Annotated in this window: 19 protein-coding genes and 1 tRNA gene; 11 read left to right on the forward strand and 9 right to left on the reverse strand. The window is 44.0% G+C overall.

Annotation, left to right across the window (positions count from 1 at the left end; all coding sequences use genetic code 11):
* Positions 1 to 370 precede the first annotated feature (370 nt).
* Positions 371 to 1,804: a Na+/H+ antiporter NhaC gene (gene nhaC / locus R7Z41_RS06515; protein ID WP_206970948.1), complete on the forward strand. Its 1,434-nt coding sequence runs from the start codon at positions 371 to 373 to the stop codon at positions 1,802 to 1,804.
* Between the two features lie 90 nt (positions 1,805 to 1,894).
* Here nhaC and R7Z41_RS06520 read toward each other — a convergent pair whose 3' ends face one another.
* From R7Z41_RS06520 to yejK, 3 genes are all read right to left on the reverse strand, one after another.
* Positions 1,895 to 3,058 (reverse strand): chemotaxis protein, encoded by a 1,164-nt coding sequence (locus tag R7Z41_RS06520; RefSeq protein ID WP_104975507.1) that lies wholly within the window; start codon positions 3,056 to 3,058, stop codon positions 1,895 to 1,897.
* A gap of 104 nt (positions 3,059 to 3,162) precedes the next feature.
* Positions 3,163 to 4,491, reverse strand: coding sequence for an Hpt domain-containing protein (locus R7Z41_RS06525; protein ID WP_225477534.1), 1,329 nt, complete (start codon positions 4,489 to 4,491; stop codon positions 3,163 to 3,165).
* Positions 4,492 to 4,573: 82 nt separating this feature from the next.
* Positions 4,574 to 5,572, reverse strand: coding sequence for a nucleoid-associated protein YejK (gene yejK, locus R7Z41_RS06530; protein ID WP_005380723.1), 999 nt, complete (start codon positions 5,570 to 5,572; stop codon positions 4,574 to 4,576).
* A gap of 85 nt (positions 5,573 to 5,657) precedes the next feature.
* Here yejK and R7Z41_RS06535 point away from each other — a divergent pair, with 85 nt between their 5' ends.
* The 3 genes from R7Z41_RS06535 (at position 5,658) to R7Z41_RS06545 (ending at position 7,961) form a co-directional block, all read left to right on the forward strand.
* Positions 5,658 to 5,885 carry a YejL family protein gene (locus tag R7Z41_RS06535; RefSeq protein ID WP_005380722.1) on the forward strand — a complete coding sequence of 76 codons (228 nt, stop codon included), beginning with the start codon at positions 5,658 to 5,660 and terminating at the stop codon, positions 5,883 to 5,885.
* A gap of 22 nt (positions 5,886 to 5,907) precedes the next feature.
* Positions 5,908 to 7,716 (forward strand): DUF3413 domain-containing protein, encoded by a 1,809-nt coding sequence (locus R7Z41_RS06540; RefSeq protein ID WP_206970951.1) that lies wholly within the window; start codon positions 5,908 to 5,910, stop codon positions 7,714 to 7,716.
* A gap of 154 nt (positions 7,717 to 7,870) precedes the next feature.
* A tRNA-Ser gene (locus R7Z41_RS06545) sits at positions 7,871 to 7,961 on the forward strand.
* 194 nt (positions 7,962 to 8,155) lie between these two features.
* Here the strand turns inward: R7Z41_RS06545 and R7Z41_RS06550 are convergent.
* Positions 8,156 to 9,079: a histone deacetylase gene (locus R7Z41_RS06550; RefSeq protein ID WP_053304185.1), complete on the reverse strand. Its 924-nt coding sequence runs from the start codon at positions 9,077 to 9,079 to the stop codon at positions 8,156 to 8,158.
* A 271-nt stretch (positions 9,080 to 9,350) separates the two neighbouring features.
* On the opposite strand from R7Z41_RS06550, the gene R7Z41_RS06555 reads away from it, so the two are divergent.
* Together R7Z41_RS06555 and R7Z41_RS06560 are read left to right on the forward strand one after the other, a co-directional pair.
* Complete coding sequence (locus tag R7Z41_RS06555) at positions 9,351 to 10,040, forward strand: SDR family oxidoreductase (RefSeq protein WP_054575561.1); 690 nt, start codon at positions 9,351 to 9,353, stop codon at positions 10,038 to 10,040.
* Between the two features lie 183 nt (positions 10,041 to 10,223).
* The gene (locus tag R7Z41_RS06560; protein ID WP_005380717.1) at positions 10,224 to 10,430 is read left to right on the forward strand and encodes a hypothetical protein; all 207 of its coding nucleotides are present in this window, start codon (positions 10,224 to 10,226) and stop codon (positions 10,428 to 10,430) included.
* Between the two features lie 44 nt (positions 10,431 to 10,474).
* On the opposite strand, the gene R7Z41_RS06565 is transcribed toward R7Z41_RS06560, so the two are convergent.
* Entirely contained in the window at positions 10,475 to 12,442 is a 1,968-nt protein-coding gene (locus tag R7Z41_RS06565; RefSeq protein WP_206970952.1) for a DNA topoisomerase III, read from the reverse strand.
* Between the two features lie 103 nt (positions 12,443 to 12,545).
* The gene (locus tag R7Z41_RS06570; protein WP_005380711.1) at positions 12,546 to 13,094 is read right to left on the reverse strand and encodes an NAD(P)H nitroreductase; all 549 of its coding nucleotides are present in this window, start codon (positions 13,092 to 13,094) and stop codon (positions 12,546 to 12,548) included.
* 173 nt (positions 13,095 to 13,267) lie between these two features.
* Here R7Z41_RS06570 and R7Z41_RS06575 point away from each other — a divergent pair, with 173 nt between their 5' ends.
* Positions 13,268 to 14,584, forward strand: coding sequence for an MFS transporter (locus tag R7Z41_RS06575; RefSeq protein ID WP_225477530.1), 1,317 nt, complete (start codon positions 13,268 to 13,270; stop codon positions 14,582 to 14,584).
* Positions 14,585 to 14,643: 59 nt separating this feature from the next.
* On the opposite strand, the gene R7Z41_RS06580 is transcribed toward R7Z41_RS06575, so the two are convergent.
* Positions 14,644 to 16,656: an NADPH-dependent 2,4-dienoyl-CoA reductase gene (locus R7Z41_RS06580; protein WP_171342834.1), complete on the reverse strand. Its 2,013-nt coding sequence runs from the start codon at positions 16,654 to 16,656 to the stop codon at positions 14,644 to 14,646.
* Positions 16,657 to 16,880: 224 nt separating this feature from the next.
* On the opposite strand from R7Z41_RS06580, the gene sppA reads away from it, so the two are divergent.
* Together sppA and ansA are read left to right on the forward strand one after the other, a co-directional pair.
* The gene (gene sppA / locus R7Z41_RS06585; RefSeq protein ID WP_005380705.1) at positions 16,881 to 18,731 is read left to right on the forward strand and encodes a signal peptide peptidase SppA; all 1,851 of its coding nucleotides are present in this window, start codon (positions 16,881 to 16,883) and stop codon (positions 18,729 to 18,731) included.
* A 164-nt stretch (positions 18,732 to 18,895) separates the two neighbouring features.
* Positions 18,896 to 19,909, forward strand: a complete 1,014-nt coding sequence (gene ansA, locus R7Z41_RS06590; RefSeq protein ID WP_017635822.1) for an asparaginase — start codon at positions 18,896 to 18,898, stop codon at positions 19,907 to 19,909.
* 95 nt (positions 19,910 to 20,004) lie between these two features.
* On the opposite strand, the gene R7Z41_RS06595 is transcribed toward ansA, so the two are convergent.
* A complete protein-coding gene (locus tag R7Z41_RS06595; protein ID WP_005380700.1) occupies positions 20,005 to 20,289 on the reverse strand; it encodes a YeaC family protein in 285 nt (94 codons plus the stop codon).
* A 101-nt stretch (positions 20,290 to 20,390) separates the two neighbouring features.
* Here R7Z41_RS06595 and R7Z41_RS06600 point away from each other — a divergent pair, with 101 nt between their 5' ends.
* Positions 20,391 to 21,212: a DUF2989 domain-containing protein gene (locus tag R7Z41_RS06600; protein ID WP_017821139.1), complete on the forward strand. Its 822-nt coding sequence runs from the start codon at positions 20,391 to 20,393 to the stop codon at positions 21,210 to 21,212.
* A 118-nt stretch (positions 21,213 to 21,330) separates the two neighbouring features.
* Here R7Z41_RS06600 and msrB read toward each other — a convergent pair whose 3' ends face one another.
* The gene (gene msrB, locus R7Z41_RS06605; protein ID WP_005380698.1) at positions 21,331 to 21,738 is read right to left on the reverse strand and encodes a peptide-methionine (R)-S-oxide reductase MsrB; all 408 of its coding nucleotides are present in this window, start codon (positions 21,736 to 21,738) and stop codon (positions 21,331 to 21,333) included.
* Positions 21,739 to 22,075: 337 nt separating this feature from the next.
* On the opposite strand from msrB, the gene gap reads away from it, so the two are divergent.
* The gene (gap, locus tag R7Z41_RS06610; protein WP_005380697.1) at positions 22,076 to 23,071 is read left to right on the forward strand and encodes a type I glyceraldehyde-3-phosphate dehydrogenase; all 996 of its coding nucleotides are present in this window, start codon (positions 22,076 to 22,078) and stop codon (positions 23,069 to 23,071) included.
* Positions 23,072 to 23,199 lie beyond the last annotated feature (128 nt).

Consider the following 23,199-nt stretch of genomic DNA (forward strand, 5'->3'; position numbering starts at 1 on the left):
CAACCCCTATTTTGTAAATAAGCGCGTTTTTTAACCTTTTCCTCTGAAAAACCGGGTTACACGAGATTTTTTAGTGTTTGGTTTGCGGTTTTAACCATTTTTCAAGTAGGGAAAGCACTTTAGTCCCCTAATTGGTCTTACCACTCAATGAGAAAATAACACATGAAGCACAATAATTTCACATTACACAACATTTAAAACCAAAAAAGTTAAAACAAACTAACAGTTAATTTCACAAGCAAACGTTTTTACCGACGAACATCAAGATAAAAAACCAAATGTTCGAAATATAATTTTTGTTAATGTATGTTATGCGCGATTACAACAAGGAGCGCCTTCCTCTATTGCTCCAAGATTGACAGAGGCACATATGAAGCAAGTTACACCACGCCTACCAAGCTTGATACAGGTATTTATCTCGCTCGGTTTATTTCTCCTGCTGGCATTTTCGTTCACAGCCAAGCTAGACCTACCGATTCAGCTAGCGCTATACATCGGTTGGTTCATTGTCATGATATTGGGCATAAAGCTTGGCCATCAGTATAAAGATCTGGAAAAAGCAGCACTAAATGGCATTTCCAATGGACTTGGAGCCGTTTTAATCCTTTTGGCCGTTGGCGCGCTTGTAGGTACTTGGATCTCTGGTGGTATTGTTCCAACCATTATTTACTACGGCCTTAAAGCAATCCACCCTTCTATCTTTTTGCTCGCGACCATGATCATCTGTTCATTGACTGCGCTAGCGACTGGCACATCTTGGGGTGCGGCTGGCACGGCAGGTATTGCAATGATGGGTATCGGTCAAGGTCTTGGTGTTCCTGCGCCAATCACTGCAGGTGCCGTACTTTCAGGCTGTTACTTTGGTGACAAAATGTCGCCTCTATCGGATTCAGTAATCCTTGCTTCATCTATGTCTAACGTTGAAGTGATGGAACATATTAAAGGCATGTTGCCGATAGCACTCATTAGCTACATTATTACAGGCATTATGTTTACTGCATTTGGCTTCCACTACGCAGGTCAAGTTGACATGAGCCAGGTAGACTCTGTCATTAAAGCGATGGAACAGCAGTTCTACATCACCCCTTACTCATTTGTTCCTGTGATCATCGTATTGTCACTTCTAGCGATGCGTATGCCTTCATTCCCAGTGATCAGTTTTGGTTCTCTGCTAGGTATTATTTGGGCAGTGATGCTCCAAGATGTCGATTTCCTAACCGCGTTCAACACGGCTTGGGCTCCGTTTGCAATCTCATCTGGCGTAGATTTCATTGACTCAATCCTTAACCGTGGCGGCATGTCTTCAATGCTTGGGTCGGTAGCGGTTATCGTATTCGGCCTTGGTTTTGGCGGTCTACTAGATAAAGTAGGCGTGCTAGAGACTATCGCGAAGCTGTTTGAAAAACGCGTTCAAAGTGCAGGTTCATTGGCAACAAGCACAATTGGTACGGCCTTTATGGGCAACGTATTTGGTTCAGCGATGTACGTTTCACTTATCCTGACCCCAAAAATCTGTGCGAAGAACTATGACCGTCTAGGCTACAAACGTAAGAATTTGTCTCGTAACGCAGAATTTGGCGGCACGCTAACCTCAGGTATGGTCCCTTGGAGTGACAACGGTATCTACATGGCCAGTATTTTGGGTGTTGCTACACTGTCTTATGCCCCGTTCATGTGGCTGAGTTTTGTATGTATCATCGTAACGATCTTCACTTCTTACATGGGTTGGTTTGTTGATAAGTGCGAACCAACAGCAGAAGCAGTTGAAGAAGCTGAAGGCGAATTAAAGCAGCAAACCGCTTAACTTCGTAGAGATAGGAAGAACCTCCCTTCCGAATTCAATACTAAAAAAGAGCGCTTTAAAGCGCTCTTTTTTTATTTCCAAAACAAATCGTTAGCTTTGTTTTACTGGCGTTTTTACGGCTGCACGCTTCCCAAACCAATAGCCCAAGCCAAGCGGTGCAAAGAATATAACGGCAATGAACAGAATAAAGTAGATGATGGTACTTTTGACAAGTTCAATCAGCTTAGTCATGGCGAGATTCACAACCTCTTGCGACACTCGATCCATATCTTGAGCAAACTTCTCGCGCTCATGGGTAATGATCTGTGCGATTTCTTGACGTTCTCTGGCAACCATCAGCTCTATAGCTTGGCGTTCTTCACCCAACTGAGATAAACGCGCCTCCGTCCTTTGATCGATATCGTCAACCAAAGGTTGTAACTCCAGCGCCATTTGTTCTGCCAAATAACGCATGTACTCTGGGTTGTTATCGATAAAATCCCTCATCGAATCAGCGGTAACTTGCAAACTATTGAGCGCCGCATTGACTTTTTCGATACTGGCAGAGCTATTCAAGGCCAACAACTGCGCTTTCCACGTCATAATTTTTGGTGTCTGTTCTGATACCAGACTTAGACGATCAGAGACATCCCCAAGTGCTTCTGGCATCGTGCCTAGCGTTGTAACGGCTTCCTCTTCGCTAATTTGGTTTGCATCTAACCACCCACGGTAAGCCGGAGTCCTAATCATGCTTAAATCAGCGAATGGATGCTGCTTGGCGAACTCTGCAACAAACGTTTGTGTCTTGATGTATGCTTCTTTCTTCAATAAAGATTGAGCCAGTTTATCTACCTCTTTCGCTAAATAAACGGAAACTAACTTGGCCTCACCGGACGCAAAGAGCTCATTACCAGAAGCGGTAGTAAAGAACTGTTCCATTTGTAGCGTGAAAGTCCATGTATCAATCAGTGCAGCCATTGGGGACACTTGATACGCAGAAGCTTGGATGCCCTCTTCAGCATTTATCTTCCAAAGTAAAATATAAGATTGATGAACTTTATCATGAGGATCATATTGTTCGTGTAGTGCATCTGCTGCTTGCTCAACCTGAGCAAAAAACTGCTGCGCATACTCACGAGTCAAAAGACGCATATTGAGCTCTTGTTTGGTAAGAGGGACGGTTTGACTCTCGATCTTGACTTCGAGCAGGGAGCACCCTGAAAGCATCATAACCAGCCCTATCAACATCATTGAAGACATTCGGCGAACGGACATGAAAACACCTTTAACAAATTGTATAGAACAGGAATAAAGCGAACTAAGTCATATAGTTCGAGCCTTTATTACCTCAACTCTTATGACATTAAGTCAGAGCAATATCAATCTGTTAGCGCTTCTGTTATCTTTTCACTATTGAGAACATTATTAGCAAAAAGTATGGTTTGTTTTAGGACATCATCTAAACATGCCAACTTCTCTTCCGGCACTTTTTGCCCTTGTTTAATCAACAGTTCAATATCACCCGAAATACAGTGCAATGGCATTGCACCTAAACTCCCTGAGACCCCTTTAAGACTGTGTGCGGCTCTTTGCGCTTGCTCTTTATCCTCTTCTAACAGCTGATACATTTTAGTGCCATCGCCAGAGTGGTCCTGAATAAAGACCTCCAGTAACATCCGCACAGCGCCCTCGTCACCAGACAGAGAATCTAACATTTTATTGATATCTATGTACGGCTCACGTTCCAATACTTCCACTTGTGATGAATTCACCTCATTACAACTTTTTTCGTTCATTTGGACGTTTTGAAAATTTTCTGACTGAGCTGAGGGAACAGTGTTAGCTCCATTTTCATCATCGCCAACTTGCTCTGACTTTTTATCATCGGTTCTGGGTAGTGGTATCGGTTGAATCGTTTTTGGGGAGAAGGCTCCCCATGAAATGAGGAAAAGGAGCAAACCACTGATTACAGACAGCCAAACAATAAAAGTCATTAGCTTCTGTTCCAACTGATCATTTATCGAAGTTAACTGGTTCGGGAAATCTGGATTAAGCAGTTGATTAGATAAATAACTGCCCTGTGCCTGAGCAGATAGTGCGCTTGAGGTTTGAGCAAGCTGGCGCTGAAGAGCACTTCGCTCTTCGGGAGAGAGTGCCTCTGATTCAATAAAAAGTCGGTCTAAGTCACGGTAAGTATCGCTATTCGTTGCAGAGTCACTAAAGACAGACTCAAAAACAAGCGCACCTAAGCGATAGTACATTGCCTGAATTTGCTCAGAGTTTTCTGTTCGAGCACGGCTGCTTCGTAACTGTTCTGCTAACGAAACCAATTCACTGTCACTTCTTACAAAAGCTCGAGCACTTTCTAAAAATCGGTCGGTCGTATAAAGTAATTGAGTGATGTCTGGTGTGATTTTCCCTTCAGAAAACTCACTTTCAAGCTGTAAGCGAACTGCATAAGCCAACTGAAGTTTCAGTGAAATTTGGTCGACGTGTTTAACACGGTAAGGCAGATCGAAGTTAAAAAAGTGCCTGACTTCTTCAACTTTACTTCCTAACTCATTTACAGTCGAAATCGTTTGAATCGTTTGTTTGGCTTGCAGCCAAATGCCAAGTGCTAAAACACACCACAAAACGAACCAGAACCAAACAAACCGCCGTATTCCTTCTTTTAGCTTCAGCAACACTTGCCCCTCGCATATCTCCATTAATTACAAGCATATACTATGGATGTTTCTTATTCACATAAAAAAAGAGAGCCGTTTGCTCTCTTTATTTAACGATATGATTTTAATTGCGACTTAACTGATCTTTTAGATTTGGAGGCGTCCCTTTAATCGTTAAGGTATCCGTCTCTGGATCATAAAAAATACGCTCGCCAAGTAAGAGACTATCGAAGCTAATATTCAAACCACCACCAGCTCCAACAAATTTAGTCAGTTTGCGAACCGTCGCACGATCACCTGGGAAAGACTCTTCAAGTTCGTACCCTTGCTCTTTGGTGAAATCCATAAAGCTCGTGCCATCTTGGCTTTGAGGAAGCTCTCCGGAAAGTTCTGAGATTTGAACTTCATCACCGGATTTAATTTGCTCATTGCAGTAGTCGTAAACTTGTTTCTTGTACTCGTTCACTTCTTGCTTTTCTAGCTTCGAGTCAGCACAAAAATCATCCACCGCCTGCATCAACACTAAGTTTTGTTGTTTAGTATCTAAGCCAATATCCGCTTGCAGAAAATCTAGGAAGAAGTCCGCCACTTTACGGCCAACGCGTCCTTTAATGTATTGCAGATAACGATTGGATTCCTTGTCGGTCTCGTAGCTCGACAGGTCGATGCGTGCGGCAATATCCATTTTGGTGATATCTAAGTAATCTGTCGCACTGATGTCCAAACCTTCGGTCACTTTTAAACTCTGATTCATTGGTAAGATACCGATGAACAAGTAGTCCGTTGCTAAACTCTGATACTCAGCGAAAACCAAGATACCTTCATCCGCAAATGGGTACTTAATCAACTCTTCTTTCAAGCGATTTGCACTAATTTGTGAGAAGTCGTAAAAATCTCGCTCTCCTTTGCGCATTTCTTGAAGCCAAAATTGAAATTCGCTGTCTGACTGGAAAGCGCCAAAACCTTTACCAGCTTTAGAATGGAATACTCGGTGAAGCTCAGCGACTAAGTTTTCTGTAGATGCATCGTTCTCTAATGATGCTGGACGAAAGTTTACAACCAGCTCGTCCTGATCGTTTTTGCACAGTTGATGCAGAATAACGTTTGAAAGATGAAGACTCATAGTGATTTTATCTTGCTACAAGGTTTTAGTTGATGGGCATTGTAGGTTATCATAAGCCGCTTTTACTATCATTATTAGAGTCTTTATGCCGATTACATCTAAATATACTGACGAGCAAGTAGAAAAAATTCTTGCTGAAGTAGCAACAGTTCTTGAAAAACACGCTGCTTCTCCTGAGTTGACGCTAATGATTGCCGGAAATATCGCAACCAATGTCTTAAATCAACGTGTTGCTGCTTCACAACGCAAAGCGATTGCTGAAAAATTTGCTCAGGCGCTGATGTCTTCTTTAGAAACACCAAAAACACACTAATCACGGACAATAGAACACATACATGGTAGACAGCGGAAACTCATACGGCGAACGTGTATCTCGACTAGTTGGTTGGGGTCACTGGTTTGCATTCTTCAATATCGCTGCGTCGATGTTGATAGGCACACGCTACATTGTTCAGTCTCCTTGGCCCGAGACGTTACTTGGTCAGTTTTATCTGGCGGTTTCTTGGGTTGGTCACTTTGGCTTTCTAGTTTTCGCACTTTACTTGCTTGTTCTATTCCCGTTGACGTTTATCCTGCCATCGCGGAAGTTGTTCCGTTTGGTGGCAGTGATTTTCGCAACCGTTGGGCAAACCATATTATTAATTGATACCCAAGCGTATCAGTCGATCAATTTGCACTTAACTCCCGTTGTCTGGGAGTTACTATTCAGCGAAGACAAAAGTGCGCTCAGCACTGACCTACAACATTTATTTGTTGTGATGCCGCTGATCTTCCTTATTCAACTCGCACTATCCGAATGGGTATGGCGAAAACAGCGCAAACTATCTCATAAGCACGTAGGACGCCCTCTCGCGGCCGTCTTTTTCCTCAGCTTTATGACCAGCCATTTGGTTTACATTTGGGCAGATGCGTATTTTTACAACCCAATTACTAGCCAGCGTTCAAACTTCCCTTTGTCTTACCCGATGACGGCGAAGAGTTTTATGGAAAAACATGGTCTACTTGACCGTGAGGAATACCTAAAACGTTTGGCAGAAAACGAAGGCAACGTAGAGTTAGTCAACTACCCTCTTGAAAAGCTTGAGTTTAACCGCCGAGTTAATAAGCTCAATGTGTTGATGATCAGCATAAACAATTTACGAGCGGATGCGCTGAACCAAGAAGAGATGCCTAACCTCTATGAGTTTGCTGAAAACAATCAGAACTTCCGTAATCATTACAGCTCAAGTAATGATACATACGGGGCCTTTGGTTTGTTCTATGGCTTACCGACCAGTTATGCATCAAGCATCAAGGCGCAAGGTGCTTCCCCAGTATTGCTCGATGTACTGAAAGATCAGGGCTACAACTTTGGTTTATTCAGTGGCAGTGGGTTTGAAGATGATCTCTACTCAGAAATTATTTTCCGCGACTTGAACTTAGCGGAAGACCTAGATGGCACGCAAGCTCATACCGATAAACAATCTATCGCAAACTGGAATACATGGTTAGCAGAGAAAGCAAGTCAGCCATGGTTTAGTTACATCGAAGTCACCACCGTTGATAATTTTGAATCGATTCCTTCAAATAATGACGAAGAAATGCCTGCAAGTGAGCGATTCAAAAAAGCTTATGAATATGCAGTGAAGTCGGCGGATAGAACTATCGCCGGTATTATTGATGAACTGGAAACGACGGGACAACTGACAAACACCATCGTAATCATCACTTCTAATCACGGTAGTGAATTTAACGAAACCAATACGAACAGCTGGGGAGCAAACAGCAACTACAGCCGTTATCAATTACAAGTTCCGATGGTGATCCATTGGCCTGGAATGCTGGCTGGCGAATTTAATCACAGCACAAGTCACTTGGACCTCTCAGTTACACTGTTGCAAGATATGCTCGGCGTATCTTCCAACCCATATGATTACAGTAGTGGTCGCAACCTATTCGATGAAAGTCGTCGTCGCTGGATCTTGGCGGGCGATACTCGCGAGCTTGCCTTAATTACTAGCTCACAAACCACAGTGATCGATAAGTTTGGCAACTACAAGCTGTATGACAAAAACTACAAACGACTTCGAGATGATGCACCGAAGTTGCCAGTTTTGATGCAAGGTTTAACTGAGTTACAGCGTTTTTATTCTAAAAACGATTAATACCTAGCAATCCATATACTATTCAAACTCCCCTTTTTGGGGAGTTTTTGTTTATTTCAACAACACAAACCACAAATTTGCGCAGTAAACATCCAATCAGTTCAACTAGGGGTTTACAACATTTTCAAAGCCTTATATTATGCGCCTCAACAACGGAGAGATGGCTGAGTGGTTGAAAGCACCGGTCTTGAAAACCGGCATACGTTAATAGCGTATCTAGGGTTCAAATCCCTATCTCTCCGCCACATTTAGAAAAAGCCCGCTAAGAAATTAGCGGGCTTTTTCGCATCTCCAGACTTAAAAAGATTTGTACAAATCACTTATCACTTCTTGAACGCAACTAAGCACTCCGCCACACTCAGAAAGAACCCACAAAAAATTAATGCCCTTTTCGTTCGTTCCAGTGTTGAATCAATTTGATATTTACGTCTAGTTGTATCTACTCATCAATAAAGACTTCTTTAGCGGCATTGATAAGCTGCAAATGGATTGGGACGAGGTCAGCATGATTCGTTCGATATCCACCTCCAACGACAGCTGCGACAGGGATACCTCGAGATTTCACTGTTTGCATTAAAAATCTATCACGTTCTAAGATCCCTTGCGTCGACACATCAAAATATCCAAGCTCATCGTCTTGATGTATATCGACACCAGCATCGTAGATAACTAAATCAGGGCGATGAAGATTAAGTGCCATATCGACCACTTCTTTAAACGCCATTAAAAAGTCCTCATCACCTGTTCCTCGCACCAAAGGCACATCGAGATCAGACTGAGGCTTCCTCGCTGGGAAGTTTTTATCACAGTGGAAAGAAAGCGTGATGATATCTGGCTCATCGTCACATAAAGTTGCTGTTCCATCCCCATGGTGAACATCACTGTCAATGATCAATACTTTATCGACATGCTCGACTTCGAGCGCTTGCCTGGCCGCGATCACTAAGTCATTAAATAAACAAAAACCACTGCCAAACTCTTTGTGTGCGTGGTGATACCCACCACTCAAATGAATGGCCACACCGTACTCAAGTGCCTTTTTTGCGGTCAGAGCCGTGCCCGCTGCTGAAGTTAGCGTTCTGGTAATGAGAGACTCACTCCAAGGAAAACCTATTCGGCGCATCTTCGCAGCTGGCATGTTTCCACTAACAAGTAACTCGACGTATTCCTCGTCATGAACACGTTTTACTTCCCCAACAGTTAATGCTTCGGGCTGGAAAAACTGCGCGTGCTCTTTCCAGTTATCTTTCTCTATATGCACCAATACCGATTCATAGAGGTACTGGTATTTCATAATTGGGTAACGATGCCCCTCTGGCAACTCAAGTTGAGAATAAATCGGGTGGTAGATAAATGGCAGCATGAGAAATTCTTAATAACAATGGTAACGAAATAGTATCAACTTCAAGGGTTGAATAAAATGCAATTTAATTGATAATGATTTTCAATATCAATTAAATTTAATATACATATGAATTCTACTTTCTTTGCTATTCTCGGCGCACTGTTTGGCTCTCTTTGTGCTCTGTCCCTATTTTCATCTCTCGTTGTTGGTGCGTGGTGGTTGGTTGATTTTATTGTGCTTAGCTAACACAATGACTTTCAACTGAAATCAAAAAAACATAGGTGTTTGTATGAGTCAAACCGTCTTTATTACCGGAGCAAATCGCGGCATTGGCCTTAGCTTAACTGAGCTGTACCTGAAGCAAGGCCACCAAGTACATGCTACTAGCCGTTCCTTAGAGAACAGTTCAGAACTACAAACTCTAGCCTCACAATTCAGCAATCTGGTTTTGCACGAACTGGATGTCACTCACTACGAACAAGTCGCTAAGCTTGCCGATAAACTCCCTGCCATCGACTTACTCATCAATAATGCAGGATATTACGGCCCCAAGGGATATGGCTTTGGAAACACTGACGTAGAAGCATGGCGTAAAGTCTTCGAAGTAAACACCATTGCTCCGTTAAAACTGGTTGAGTACTGTTACCCTCGCTTACAACAAGGCAAGATGAAAAAGATTGCTTGTATCTCATCAAAAGTCGGCAGTATGACCGAAAATACGTCCGGCGGCGGCTATATTTATCGCTCATCGAAAGCGGCGCTTAACTCGGTTGTGAAAAGCTTGAGTAATGATTTAACACCTGAAGGATTTACCGTTTTAGCGCTTCACCCTGGTTGGGTAAAAACGGCGATGGGCGGGCCAAATGCTTTGATAGATACGCAAACCTCCGCGCTAGGCCTAGCGAACGTGATAGAACTGAGCACACCGCAGCTTTCAGGTCGATTTATTAACTACGATGGTACTGAGTTACCTTGGTAGCAGCATTAAGACACAACCATCACTAAACCAAATACCATCAAAGCCAGGCTTCATAATCGTGACTTGGTTGGCAAACATAATGTTCATCAGTGATCCACCAGCATAATTCGCGCAATCTAACTTGAATTTATCTACATCCAATCCAGACTTAGGAAAAAGTAGAACAAATAAGGAGAAAGCACGATGGCAGCAGATAGGGATTTGGTTAATTTTAGCGAAGAGCACGAACTAAATTACTGCTTGAGAAGTGCTGGTAAACGCCAAACTCAAGCGAATCGAGATACATTAGTTGACTTGGGCAACCAGGTGAAAGAGGTACTGGACAAACGCGTGTTAACTCAAGGTGAAGTAAGAGGCGCGATCCAAAACCACGGTGATCTGTTCGAGTAATCTATTTTCAAGCATGCGCGGAGTTTAATTACGCCGCGCTTGTCCTATGCCTGCTTACCTTTGGTTGCACGAGATTTAGTCGCGCCACCATTCTTTGAATAACTGCGCTTTTTACGTTTAAACGCAGGACGTTCCACCTTGGGTAGATGACGTAATGAATCAGGGATAGGCCCTGCTTTTACTTGTGCCATCAAGCTATCAACGCGTTGTTCCAGTGCTTGCATGAACGGCTGATATGCTTGATTTCTCTCTGCCATACCTTGTAACTGGTGCTCCCAATGAGCCGTCATATCAGGGTATGTTGAATCTTCTGGCAAGGCATGAATGAGACCTCTTCCCGCAGGAGAACTGAGAATTGACTTACCTTGACGCGTAAGCAGTTGGCGTTTGAACAGCGTGTCCAAAATACCAGCGCGAGTCGCTTCCGTGCCTAGCCCATCAGTGTCACGAAGGATTTTTTTCAGTTCTTTATCCGCAACGTAACGGGCGATCCCGGTCATCGCTTGCAACAGCGATGCTTCGGTAAAATGCTTTGGTGGCTCGGTTTTTCGGTCTTTTATTTCCCCTTCACGACAAGTTAACACGGTGCCTTCGGGTAGCGGTGGCACGGCATCAATACCTTCATCTTCCTTGTCAGTTTTGCCCATTAGCGCTTTCCAACCCGGCGAAACTAACTGACGACCTTTCGCGACAAACGTACCACCAGCGATATCGAAAACCAATTTCGCTTCTGCGTAAACCGCCGCCGGATAGAACTGCATGAGGTACTGGCGCGCAATCAATTGATACACTTTCATCTCATTGCCGGAAAGCGCATTCACATTAGCTTGCTTCGGTGTAGGGATAATCGCATGGTGCGCATCCACTTTTTTATCGTTCCAGGCTTTGGACTTTAATGTTAAGTCTGCTCCCTGAACGGCAACTTGCAACTCTTTTGCGTTATTCGCAATAGCAGTTGTCACCGTCCCTGCTTGTGAGTAGTGTTCCATCGGTAAATAGCGACAATCTGAACGCGGGTAAGTGATCAGCTTGTGCTTTTCATACAATGCCTGACAAGTATCTAGTACTTGTTGCGCACTCATACCATAGCGCTTCGCGGCATCGATCTGTAAAGCAGATAACGAATAAGGTAATGGTGCTGATTGCTTGGTTTGCTTTTGTTCCGACTCTGTCACTTTTGCGGGTTGATTTGCAATACGGTTTGCAACATTTTCTACCAACTTACGGTTTAATACTCGACCTTCTTCGTCCTGCCAAGGCTTACATGCCTCACTTGGCTTCCAACGAGCACGAATATCAAAAGTACCATTGGCATCTTGATATGGGATCAGAGCATGTAGGGTAAAATAGTCCTTCGGGACAAAGTTTTCGATTTCTTCATCACGACGCACCACTAAGCCAAGAACTGGCGTTTGCACTCGCCCTACCGAGAGAACACCTTGATACCCTGCTTTTTGACCAAGCAAGGTATAAGCACGAGACATGTTCATACCATACAGCCAATCAGCCCGAGAGCGGGCCAATGCTGAAACTGAAAGTGGGATAAACTCGCGATTACTGCGCATAGAACTGAGAGCACGTTTAACCGCAGGTAAGTTCAAGTCGGAAATCAACAAACGCTGTGTAGATTCCTTCTTGGTTTTAGATAACTTGCAATAGTCCAGAACTTCATCAACTAACAGCTGACCCTCTCGATCTGGGTCTCCTGCATGAATGACTTCGTTAGCTTCTTTGAGCAATTTACGAATCACTGTTAATTGCTTACTTGCACTTTTCCTCGGTCTGAGCTGCCATTGCTGCGGAACAATTGGTAAATCTGCCATATTCCACTTTTTATAACGCTCATCGTAAGCGTCGGGTTCGACTTGTTCGAGTAAGTGGCCGATACACCAAGTAACGATATCCCCGTTCCCACAGCGGATGAATCCTTGATCTTTCTTTTGAGGGTTTGGCAGTGCAGCGGCAATCGCACGGCCTAAACTTGGTTTTTCAGCAATAAACAGACGAGACATAACGTTTTGGAAATAAATATAATTAGGGCCACATTATCGAATGTAGCCCTAATAAATCAAGAAAAACTGTATAAATAAACAGTCAGTTTATTTAAGTTTTTAGTTATAGGAATTCAACAAACTGAGAAAGGTCACGCTCAGGAACTTTCATCGGTGTACAACCAGGCGTGCCTAAGTACAAGAAACCAACAATCTCATCGTCACCCTCTAAACCAAATGCTTGATGAACTTCTGGATGGAACATCCACTTACCTGAGCGCCAAAACCCTTGAAAGCCTTGCGCTACGGCTGCCATTTGCATCGCTTGTACAGCGCATCCCGCAGATAAGTGTTGCTCTAGTGCTGGTACTTTCTCATGTTCTGTTACTTTAGCAATCACCGTGATCACCATTGGTGCGCGAAATGGGGCATTCTTTACCTTTTCGACCACCGCTTCATCACTATTTTCAGCTTCTGCCGCTTTTACCAATATATCTGACAGTTTTTTCAAACCATCGCCCTGTGCGATAACGAAACGCCAAGGGGTTAATCCCGCATGGTCAGGCGCACGAAGGCCAGCACGAATGATGTTCTCAAGTGCTTTACCTTCTGGAGCAGGCGCGGATAACTTCGCGATAGATCGGCGATTGAGCAAAAGATCGAGAGCGTCCATGAAAGAATCCTTATTGAATATCGTTGTTATTTTGTTTACGCCACTTTAGCACAATCTGCTCCTGCGAATAACAACCGGTTTTCTGTGGGCTTGATAACGTGCTTCACTTAACATCAATCTGGGTTTAATGTTAATTTATTCGCGAAATGAATAAGTTGAACATAGGCAGGTTGATGAACAAGGACAAACAAAACAGCATTTACGAAAAGATCGTTAATGACGAAGATGCCCGTGCCTGTAAGGCGATTCCTGAATCAGCTTGTCATCAAGTTCCCGGCAACTTTCTTAAAATCATTCTCGCTCAGTTTTTAACGAAGGTCGGCGATGCGTTAATCAACCCTAAAGTCACGTTGCCGTGGATACTACAAAGTCTCGGGGCACCGGTTTATTTAATTGGTTGGCTGGTTCCTATTCGTGAGTCAGGATCCCTTATCCCACAACTTAGCATCGCGCACTACATCCGACGCCTTCCAGTAAGAAAATGGGTCTGGGTAATTGGCAGCATCTTGCAGGCTCTTTCCATATTTGCAATCGGATTGGTCGCATTAACTCTAACAGGAGCAGCTGCGGGTTATGGTGTGATTGCATGTCTTGTGATCTTCAGCCTCTCACGCGGTTTAAATTCCGTCGCATCAAAAGATGTATTGGGCAAAACCATCCCTAAAAACCAACGAGGTCAAGTCAACGGCTGGTCTTCAAGCGCTGCTGGCCTGGTTACGCTGCTTTTCGCTAGCCTTCTGGCACTAGCCTGGTTATGGGACGTAGAGCCGACAGAGCGCTTTTACGGTCTGAGTTTAGGCTTAGCGGGCGTCATATGGCTCATCGCGGCATTAGTCTATGCGCGAATTAATGAGTATGCCGGTGAGGTAGACGGTGGTCGAAATGGCGTCCTTGAGGCATTTAAACAACTCGCGTTACTTAAAACAGACGTGACCTTTCGTCGATTCGTTATCACGCGGACACTATTTTTATGTTCTGCGCTGAGTGCACCGTACTACGTTGTGCTGGCACAGCAATCTCTCGGTGGACAACTCTGGGTGCTAGCTCTCTTTATGTTTGCGAGTGGCTTGGCCTCCTTTGTGTCAGGTCCTTTCTGGGGAAGAATGTCCGATCGCTCTAGCCGCAGTGTGATGGTCATCGGCGCAACGATGAGCGCGCTACTTGGCGTTGTTTTATTTGTTTACGATACGTGGGTCACCGCTAGCCAAAGCTTCCTATTCGTGATTCCTCTGCTCTACTTTTGTGTGTGTATTGCCCACGACGGAATACGAGTCGGACGAAAAACCTACTTAGTTGATATCGCAGAAGGTGACAAGCGGACAAGCTATGTAGCCGTGAGTAACACGGTGGTTGGGATAATGCTGCTTCTAATGAGCTCTCTTGGTGTTATGTCGAACTTCTTGAGCCTTTCAGCTGTGGTGTTAGTGTTCTCTTTTATTACTTTTTCTGGCGTGGTAATGGCCAAACAACTGCCAGATATCAGTGACTAGTTCTATACAAAAAAGCTGCGCTCAAAGCGCAGCTTTTATGGTAAACACACATTAAAAGGCTAGAGTTTTACCGCCAATTTAACACCTTGACGAATCGCACGCACAGCATCAAGTTCACCCGCATGGTCAGCTCCGCCAATGATATGAATCTTCTCTCCGAGTTCAGACCATTTATCTTCAAACGGACGTACAGACTCTTGCCCAGCACAAATGATAACTTTGTCTGCATTAAGTACCTGCGCGCTTCCGTCTACATGAATGTGCAAACCTTGATCATCAATTTTATCGTAAGACACACCACCGACTAAATGTACGCCCCGTTTTTCAAGGGTACGTTTATGGATCCAACCTGTCGTTTTACCCGGACCTTTACCTACACGACCTTTACGACGCTGAAGTACCCAGACTTCTTTATCGCTAACCGCATCAGGGTAAGGGTATAAACCACCCGGCTGAGACATCTCCTTGTCGATTCCCCATTCATGCAACCAGTCATCCAACGTTTGTCCAACTGGCTCTGTGAGCATGGTCGCGACATCTACGCCAATGCCACCAGCACCAACGATAGCCACTTTCTCACCGACTGGCGTTTTGTCTCGAATGAGAGTTTGATAGTCGACGACTTTCTCTGGGTTATCAATTCCATCAATATTGACTTTACGTGGCTCAACACCCGATGCCATCACTATCTCATCGTATTCTGTGAGTAAGTCATAGTTCGCTTCCGTCGATAAGTGCAGATTCACGCCTGTTTCATCAATACGGTTAGCGAAATATCGTATCGTCTCTCGAAACTCTTCCTTACCAGGGATCTGCATCGCAAGACGGAACTGACCACCGATGCGGTCGTTCTTTTCGAACAGATCAACCTTATGGCCACGTTCAGCCAGTGTGGTCGCACAAGCCAAGCCCGCAGGTCCAGCACCAACAACTGCAATGTTTTTCTTTTTAAAGGCTGGTTCAACAACAATTTCGGTTTCATAGCACGCTAGAGGGTTCACTAAGCAACTGGCGCGCTTACCTTTAAACACGTTATCTAGACACGCCTGATTACAACCAATACACGTATTAATAAACTGCGCTTTTTCCTGTTCGGCTTTAGCAACAAAGTAAGGATCGGCCAAGAATGGGCGCGCCATCGAAACCATGTCGGCATGACCTGAAGATAAAATACGTTCTGCTTCATCTGGCGTATTTATACGGTTGCAAGTGATAATAGGAACCGAAACGTGAGGTTTAACTTTTTCCGTAACCCATGTAAACGCACCGCGTGGTACTTGAGTCGCAATTGTCGGAATTCGAGCCTCATGCCAACCGATACCCGTATTAATAATCGTGACGCCAGCCTCTTCAAGTGCTTTCGCCAATTCGATAACGTCTTCAAAAGTGCTGCCCTGCTCGACAAGATCCAGCATAGAAAGACGGAAGATGATGATGAACTTGTCACCTACCGCCTTGCGTACCGCTTTAACAATTTCTAGCGGAAAACGCATACGTTTTTTATAGCTGCCACCCCATTCGTCGTAACGCATATTAGTACGTTTACATAAGAATTGGTTTATCAAGTAACCTTCCGAGCCCATTAACTCGACGCCATCATAACCAGCAAGCTGTGCTAACTCCGCACTATTAGCAAACGCGTCGATGGTTTTCTTTATCTGGCGGTCGCTCATTTCACTCGGAGCAAACTTTGCAATTGGCGCTTTAATGCCAGATGCACTTTGCGAGAATGGATGCATTGCATAACGCCCAGCATGGAGAATTTGCAACGCAATTTTACCACCGTGCTTGTGCACCGCTTCTGTCACAACTTTATGGGCTTTAGCATGTTTTGGCTTGCTGAATTCAGCACTCAACGGGTGTAAACGACCGCGTAAGTTAGGAGAAAAACCTCCGGTTACAATCAGTCCGACACCGCCTTTCGCGCGTTCTTCATAAAAAGCCGCGAGCTTCTGTAATCCTTCTTTGTGCTCTTCTAAGCCAGTGTGCATTGATCCCATCAGAACTCGGTTTCGTAATTGTGTGAAACCGAGGTCCAGTGGCTTTAATAGGTTTGGGTACATGGCAGACATCACTTAACATCCATTGTTATTATCATGGTCTGACCAGATTAAGCCTGCTCAACCAAAAAATCAAACAAGCGTTTACATTTTTGTAACACCGATCAATCTCGTGTGAAAATATGCCAATTGTTGAGTGGTCGTGATAAGCTAAAAAAATGTTATCTTTTGAGATCTTAGAGATAAGAACCCATACTTTGTTAGACTCGGCGTAACTATCTCGTTATGGAGACAAGATGAAAAAACTCTTCAAATTTATTGGTTTGATATTTAAAGGGATATGGAAAAGTATCACTTTCATCAGACTCGCACTGGCAAACCTAATTTTCTTGCTGATGATTGCCGTTTTCTACTTTGCCTTTACTTATACCGGAGACGGTCAACCTGTCGTCGAAAAAGAATCGGCATTGGTGATGAACCTTTCAGGCCCAATTGTCGAACAAAGACGTTATGTAAACCCAATGGACTCTTTTGCTGGTTCCCTTTTGGGTAATGAGCTACCGAAAGAAAACGTCCTTTTCGATATCGTTGATACTATTCGCTACGCGAAAGACGATCCTAAAGTGTCTGGATTAGTGCTAGCACTGCGAGACATGCCAGAAACAAATCTCACGAAACTACGTTACATCGCGAAAGCGTTGAACGAATTTAAAGCATCAGGCAAACCCGTTTACGCCGTAGGTGATTTCTACAACCAAAGCCAATATTACTTGGCAAGTTACGCCGATAAAGTTTATCTGGCACCTGATGGTGGTGTATTGATTAAAGGTTACAGCGCTTACTCAATGTACTACAAAACGTTACTTGAAAAGCTTGACGTTTCTACTCATGTTTTTCGCGTAGGTACTTATAAATCCGCTATCGAACCTTTTATTCGTGATGACATGTCCGATGCGGCGAAAGAGTCAGCAACACGTTGGGTTACTCAATTATGGAGTGCTTTTGTTGATGACGTAACAACAAACCGAAACATTGATGCGAAAGTGCTTAATCCAACCATGGATGAGCTGATTAACGAGATGAAGTCTGTAAATGGCGATATTGCTCAGCTCGCAGTCAAATTGGGGCTAGTGGATGAACTCGCGACACGCCAAGACATTCGCACTCTATTTGCAAAACAGTTTGGTAGCGACGGCAAAGACAGCTACAACGCGATTGGTTACTACGACTACCTTGCAACGATTCGTCCTGATTACACACTACCTCAACACGACATCGCCGTTGTTCTAGCCAGTGGCGCGATTATGGACGGTCAACAACCTCGCGGAACTGTTGGTGGTGACACGGTCGCAAGCTTGCTGCGTCAAGCACGCAATGATGAAAAAGTGAAAGCGGTCGTGTTACGAGTAGATAGTCCAGGAGGCAGTGCCTTTGCTTCTGAAGTGATTCGTAACGAAGTAGAAGCTCTGAAGCAAGCAGGTAAGCCGGTTGTTGTATCCATGTCGAGTTTGGCCGCTTCTGGTGGTTATTGGATTTCAATGAGCGCAGACAAAATCGTTGCTCAGCCAACAACCCTGACGGGCTCCATTGGTATATTTAGTGTCATCACCACGTTTGAAAAAGGCTTTAGCAAGTTAGGTATTAATACTGATGGCGTTGGCACATCGCCGTTCTCAGGTGACGGTATTACCACTGGCCTTTCTGAGGGCGCGTCTCAAGTGTTCCAGTTAGGTATCGAGCACGGTTACAAGCGCTTTATTTCTCTAGTTGGCGAGAATCGCGATATGTCTCTAGAGGAAGTTGACAAAGTTGCTCAAGGTCGAGTTTGGACTGGCCAAGATGCACTATCCTTTGGTCTTGTCGATCAAATGGGTGACTTTGATGATGCTGTAGAGCTAGCGGCGAAACTAGCGAACGTGACCGATTATGGCATTTACTGGGTAGAAGAGCCTCTTTCACCTACTGAACTATTTCTACAAGAGTTTATGAAACAGGTGAAAGTCTCTCTAGGTATTGATGCAACAAGCTTGCTACCAAAAAGTCTTCAACCCGTAGCTCAACAATTCGAACAAGACGCAAGCTTGCTCCAAAGCTTCAACGATCCTAAAGGTCAATACGCATTTTGTTTGAACTGCCAAGTGCAGTAGTTTTTCCATCAATATTACAAAGGGCACTTCTACTTGAAGTGCCCTTTTTATTAGGCTTTGCATCTCCTCAGATGACTTTCTGATGCTGTGCGTATAGCCTCGCATCTCAAGGTTATTTAGGTATATAATCCCCGCCTCTGTTCCCCTACACGAAAGAAAAAACGATGACTAGAAAACACATCTACATCGCTTACACCGGTGGTACCATCGGAATGCAAAAATCCGACCACGGCTATGTGCCTGTTGCTGGCTTTATGGAAAAGCAATTAGCAAGCATGCCCGAATTCCATCGTCCTGAAATGCCGGATTACACCATCCACGAATACGACCCTCTGATTGACTCATCAGATATGACACCTGCTGACTGGCAGCAGATTGCGAATGATATTCGTGACAACTATGACAAATACGATGGTTTCGTTATCCTACATGGTACTGACACCATGGCGTACACAGCGTCCGCATTGTCTTTCATGCTTGAAAACCTTGGTAAGCCAGTGATTGTAACGGGTTCACAAATCCCTCTCGCAGAGCTGCGTTCTGACGGCCAAGCAAACCTATTAAACGCGCTACATATTGCGGCAAACTACCCGATCAACGAAGTAACTTTGTTCTTCAATAATCAATTGATGCGTGGTAACCGCAGTACAAAATCTCATGCAGACGGTTTTAATGCCTTTACTTCACCAAACCTTCCTCCACTATTGGAAGCTGGGATCAATATTCAAGTTAGCAACAGCGTAACCGTTGGTGCACAACCAGAAGGTGAGTTTAAGGTTCACAACATCACGCCACAACCAATCGGTGTGATCACCATGTACCCTGGTATTTCACACGAAGTTATCCGCAACACGCTTCGTCAGCCCGTGAATGCGATGATTCTTCTGACTTTTGGTGTCGGTAATGCTCCTCAGAACCCTGAGCTGCTTGGTCACCTGAAAGAAGCCTCTGAGCGCGGCGTTATTGTCGTAAACCTAACTCAGTGTTTGGCAGGTAAAGTGAATATGGGCGGATATGCCACAGGTTGTGCTCTCGCAGACTCTGGTGTTATCAGTGGCTTTGACATGACGCCCGAAGCGGCGCTGGCAAAACTACACTACCTTCTAAGCCAAAACCTTTCTTACGAAGAAGTAAAAGAGAGAATGCAACAAGTACTGCGTGGTGAAATGAGCCTGTAAGTTCAAGCTTTCTACGATCTAAAAAGCCCAATACAATTTGGGCTTTTTTCTTTCAAAATCAAAATAATAAAATTTTGAGAAATAAGGCGTAAGGATTAATCAATGTTCGGATTGACACGAACAATATCGCTCTCTTCTCCGCTGAATTGTTTTTTAAGCTCTTGTTTTGATTTAAAACTGATTTCACCACCGGCTGCAACCGTCATATGCTGCGCATCAGTATTATGTTTTGATTGATACAACATCACAGCTTGCATACACGAATCTCGCTGCTCTTTAGAAAGTGTTGTACCCTCAGGCCATCTTCCCGTTTCTACTGCATAGACTAAGCGATCATAAACTTCTGGAGTCATCGCTTGTAATAGTTGTTCTGCGTCCATAGTGTACCTTCTTATTACATTCTATTTACAGAACATAACGGGTTAAGAAACTGAGTCAAGAATACGAAAATGAATTGGTGTAACGGATCACAAGCAAAGCCATGAAAAGAACAAACTGGTTACTTCTCAGCCTCGCATGTTTTGCGCTATCGGGCTGTTTTGAAGGTAACGTGACAACCGAAGAGTTGTGCCAAAAAACACCAGAGCTACGTTGCGAGCAGCTCAATATGGATGACGGCCAATGTCGAATTCCAAGAACAAATTTGGTTTGGCATCGGTTTGAGCAATTGAAAAACCCATCAGAGGCCAACCAAATCATCGAATACGGTCTGGTCGCTGAATATAGGAAATGCTTAGAACTCGCCTCCCAGATCACCCCTATTGATCAAAGTGCTCTCAAAAGACAACGCTTTAATGCATTGGTACACAGTATTGATGAGCTAGAGCGCATTGTAAACGAGTTAAAAGGCTCAGAAGACCCGGCTACTTTGTATTTCTTATGGTCTCAAACGGGAGATACTCAAGCTCGGCGCGCATTTTTACAAATGGAAGGGTCTCCCCAATTAAATAATGCTGAGATGCAATATGCATTAGCCACTTTTTATACCAACCGAGATACCAAGAAAACCCTGGAGCTTCTTAATAACGCGTTGTCTTTATCTGATGAAGACAACATCAATCCGGTCATTCTCAAGTCAATGGCAAGTATTCATCAGGGGCTTGGAGACAAAGAGCAAGCGTATCTATGGGCAATGGTCGCGAAGAGATTCGACGTACCGCTTGCTGATGAAAAGCAGCTCCAACGTATGTTCAATTTCAGTCATCCAGAGCGATATAAGCAGTTGGATGAATTAGCCGAATCGGTGGCGAAAGCCATAGAGAAAGGTATCTATTCCCCAGCAATGATACCCAGTGAGATATAAACGAAAAACTCCCGCAATGAGCGGGAGTTTTTCGTTTAAGTAGAGCGACACTCAGATCACCGTTGAGCATGAATCATCCTGAAAGGATAAAACAATCTCGAGCACAATTTTGTCGTTATTATTCTGATTTGTTGAAAATTAACGACACAGAATTAACACAAAACCGCTCTCCTGTGGTCTGTGGGCCATCTTCAAAAACGTGCCCTAGATGGCTATCACACGTTGCACAACGAATCTCTGTACGTACCATTCCGTGACTTAGATCTTCTAAATAGCGCACCGCTTGATCGTTGATAGGCGCATCAAAACTTGGCCATCCGCAGCCAGAGTCATACTTGTTATCAGAGACAAAGAGAGGGGCATTACAACAAGTACAAGCATAAACACCAGTTTCCTTATTATGCAGTAGCTTACCGCTGAAAGGAGGCTCTGTACCTTGCTCTCGGCAAACACGGAACTCTTCATCAGACAGTTGCTCACGCCACTGTTCATCTGACTTCGTCACTTTTTTCCCGCTTTGTTCCACGACTTTCGGCTCCTTATTTACTGTTCTTGGTATTGACTTTTTTAGCAAAAAACTTGCTTCTCTTAACAGTTGTAGCACATACTTTCTCACCAGGACACCATGCGTAATTAATTTGATAAGAGCACTTATCTCACCAGTTATATTACGCCAACTGGGCTACAGAAGAATCAGTTAAAAGTTTAAAAAACGTACATTTGCAAAGAATTGTTAAAAAAAGCGTCGCTTTTTTTTGACTTTAAACAAGTTAAGTCCGATTATCACTTGCAGATGTTTACTGGATTCTGTAATTTTACTACCAGTTATCTTTAATCAGAAATTAAGTTGTGGAGCAACTATAATGACTATCAAAGTAGGTATTAACGGTTTTGGCCGTATCGGTCGTTTCGTATTCCGTGCAGCGCAAGAGCGCAACGACATCGAAGTAGTAGGTATTAACGACCTTATCGATGTAGATTACATGGCATACATGCTTAAGTATGACTCAACTCACGGCCGTTTCAACGGTACTGTTGAAGTTGAAGGCGGTAACCTAATCGTTAACGGTAAAACTGTACGTGTTACTGCAGAGCGCAACCCTGAAGACCTAAAATGGGACGAAATCGGTGTTGACGTTGTAGCTGAAGCAACTGGTCTTTTCCTAACTGACGAGACTGCACGTAAGCACATCACTGCTGGCGCGAAAAAAGTTGTACTAACTGGTCCTTCTAAAGACGCTACTCCAATGTTCGTTAACGGCGTAAACTTCGACACTTACGCTGGTCAAGACATCGTTTCTAACGCTTCTTGTACTACTAACTGTCTAGCGCCTATCGCTAAAGTTCTTAACGACAAGTTCGGTATCGAATCTGGTCTTATGACTACAGTTCACGCAACTACAGCAACTCAAAAAACTGTAGATGGTCCTTCTGCTAAAGACTGGCGCGGTGGTCGTGGTGCTTCTCAAAACATCATCCCATCTTCAACTGGTGCTGCTAAAGCTGTAGGCGTTGTACTTCCAGAAGTAAACGGCAAACTAACTGGTATGGCTTTCCGCGTACCAACTGCTAACGTTTCTGTAGTTGACCTAACTGTTAACCTAGTTAACGGTGCTTCTTACGAAGACATCTGTAAAGCGATGAAAGAAGCTTCTGAAGGCGAACTAAAAGGCGTTCTAGGCTACACTGAAGATGCAGTTGTATCTCAAGACTTCATCGGCGAAGTTTGCACTTCAGTATTCGATGCTAAAGCTGGTATCGCACTAACTGACAAATTCGTTAAAGTTGTATCTTGGTACGACAACGAAATCGGTTACTCAAACAAAGTTCTAGACCTAATCGCTCACATCTCTAAGTAATTAGAAAGTTAGCAATTAGCGAATAACTTCGTTAAAGAAAAGGCGGCTCTAGAGTCGCCTTTTTTGTATCTGGAATTTGAGAGAATGCAGGCTCGATGTTGCATTTAATGTGAGAAGCGCGTCTAAAA

Origin of the sequence: Vibrio sp. 1457, assembly GCF_033340195.1 — a bacterium.
Taxonomy (GTDB): domain Bacteria; phylum Pseudomonadota; class Gammaproteobacteria; order Enterobacterales; family Vibrionaceae; genus Vibrio; species Vibrio alginolyticus.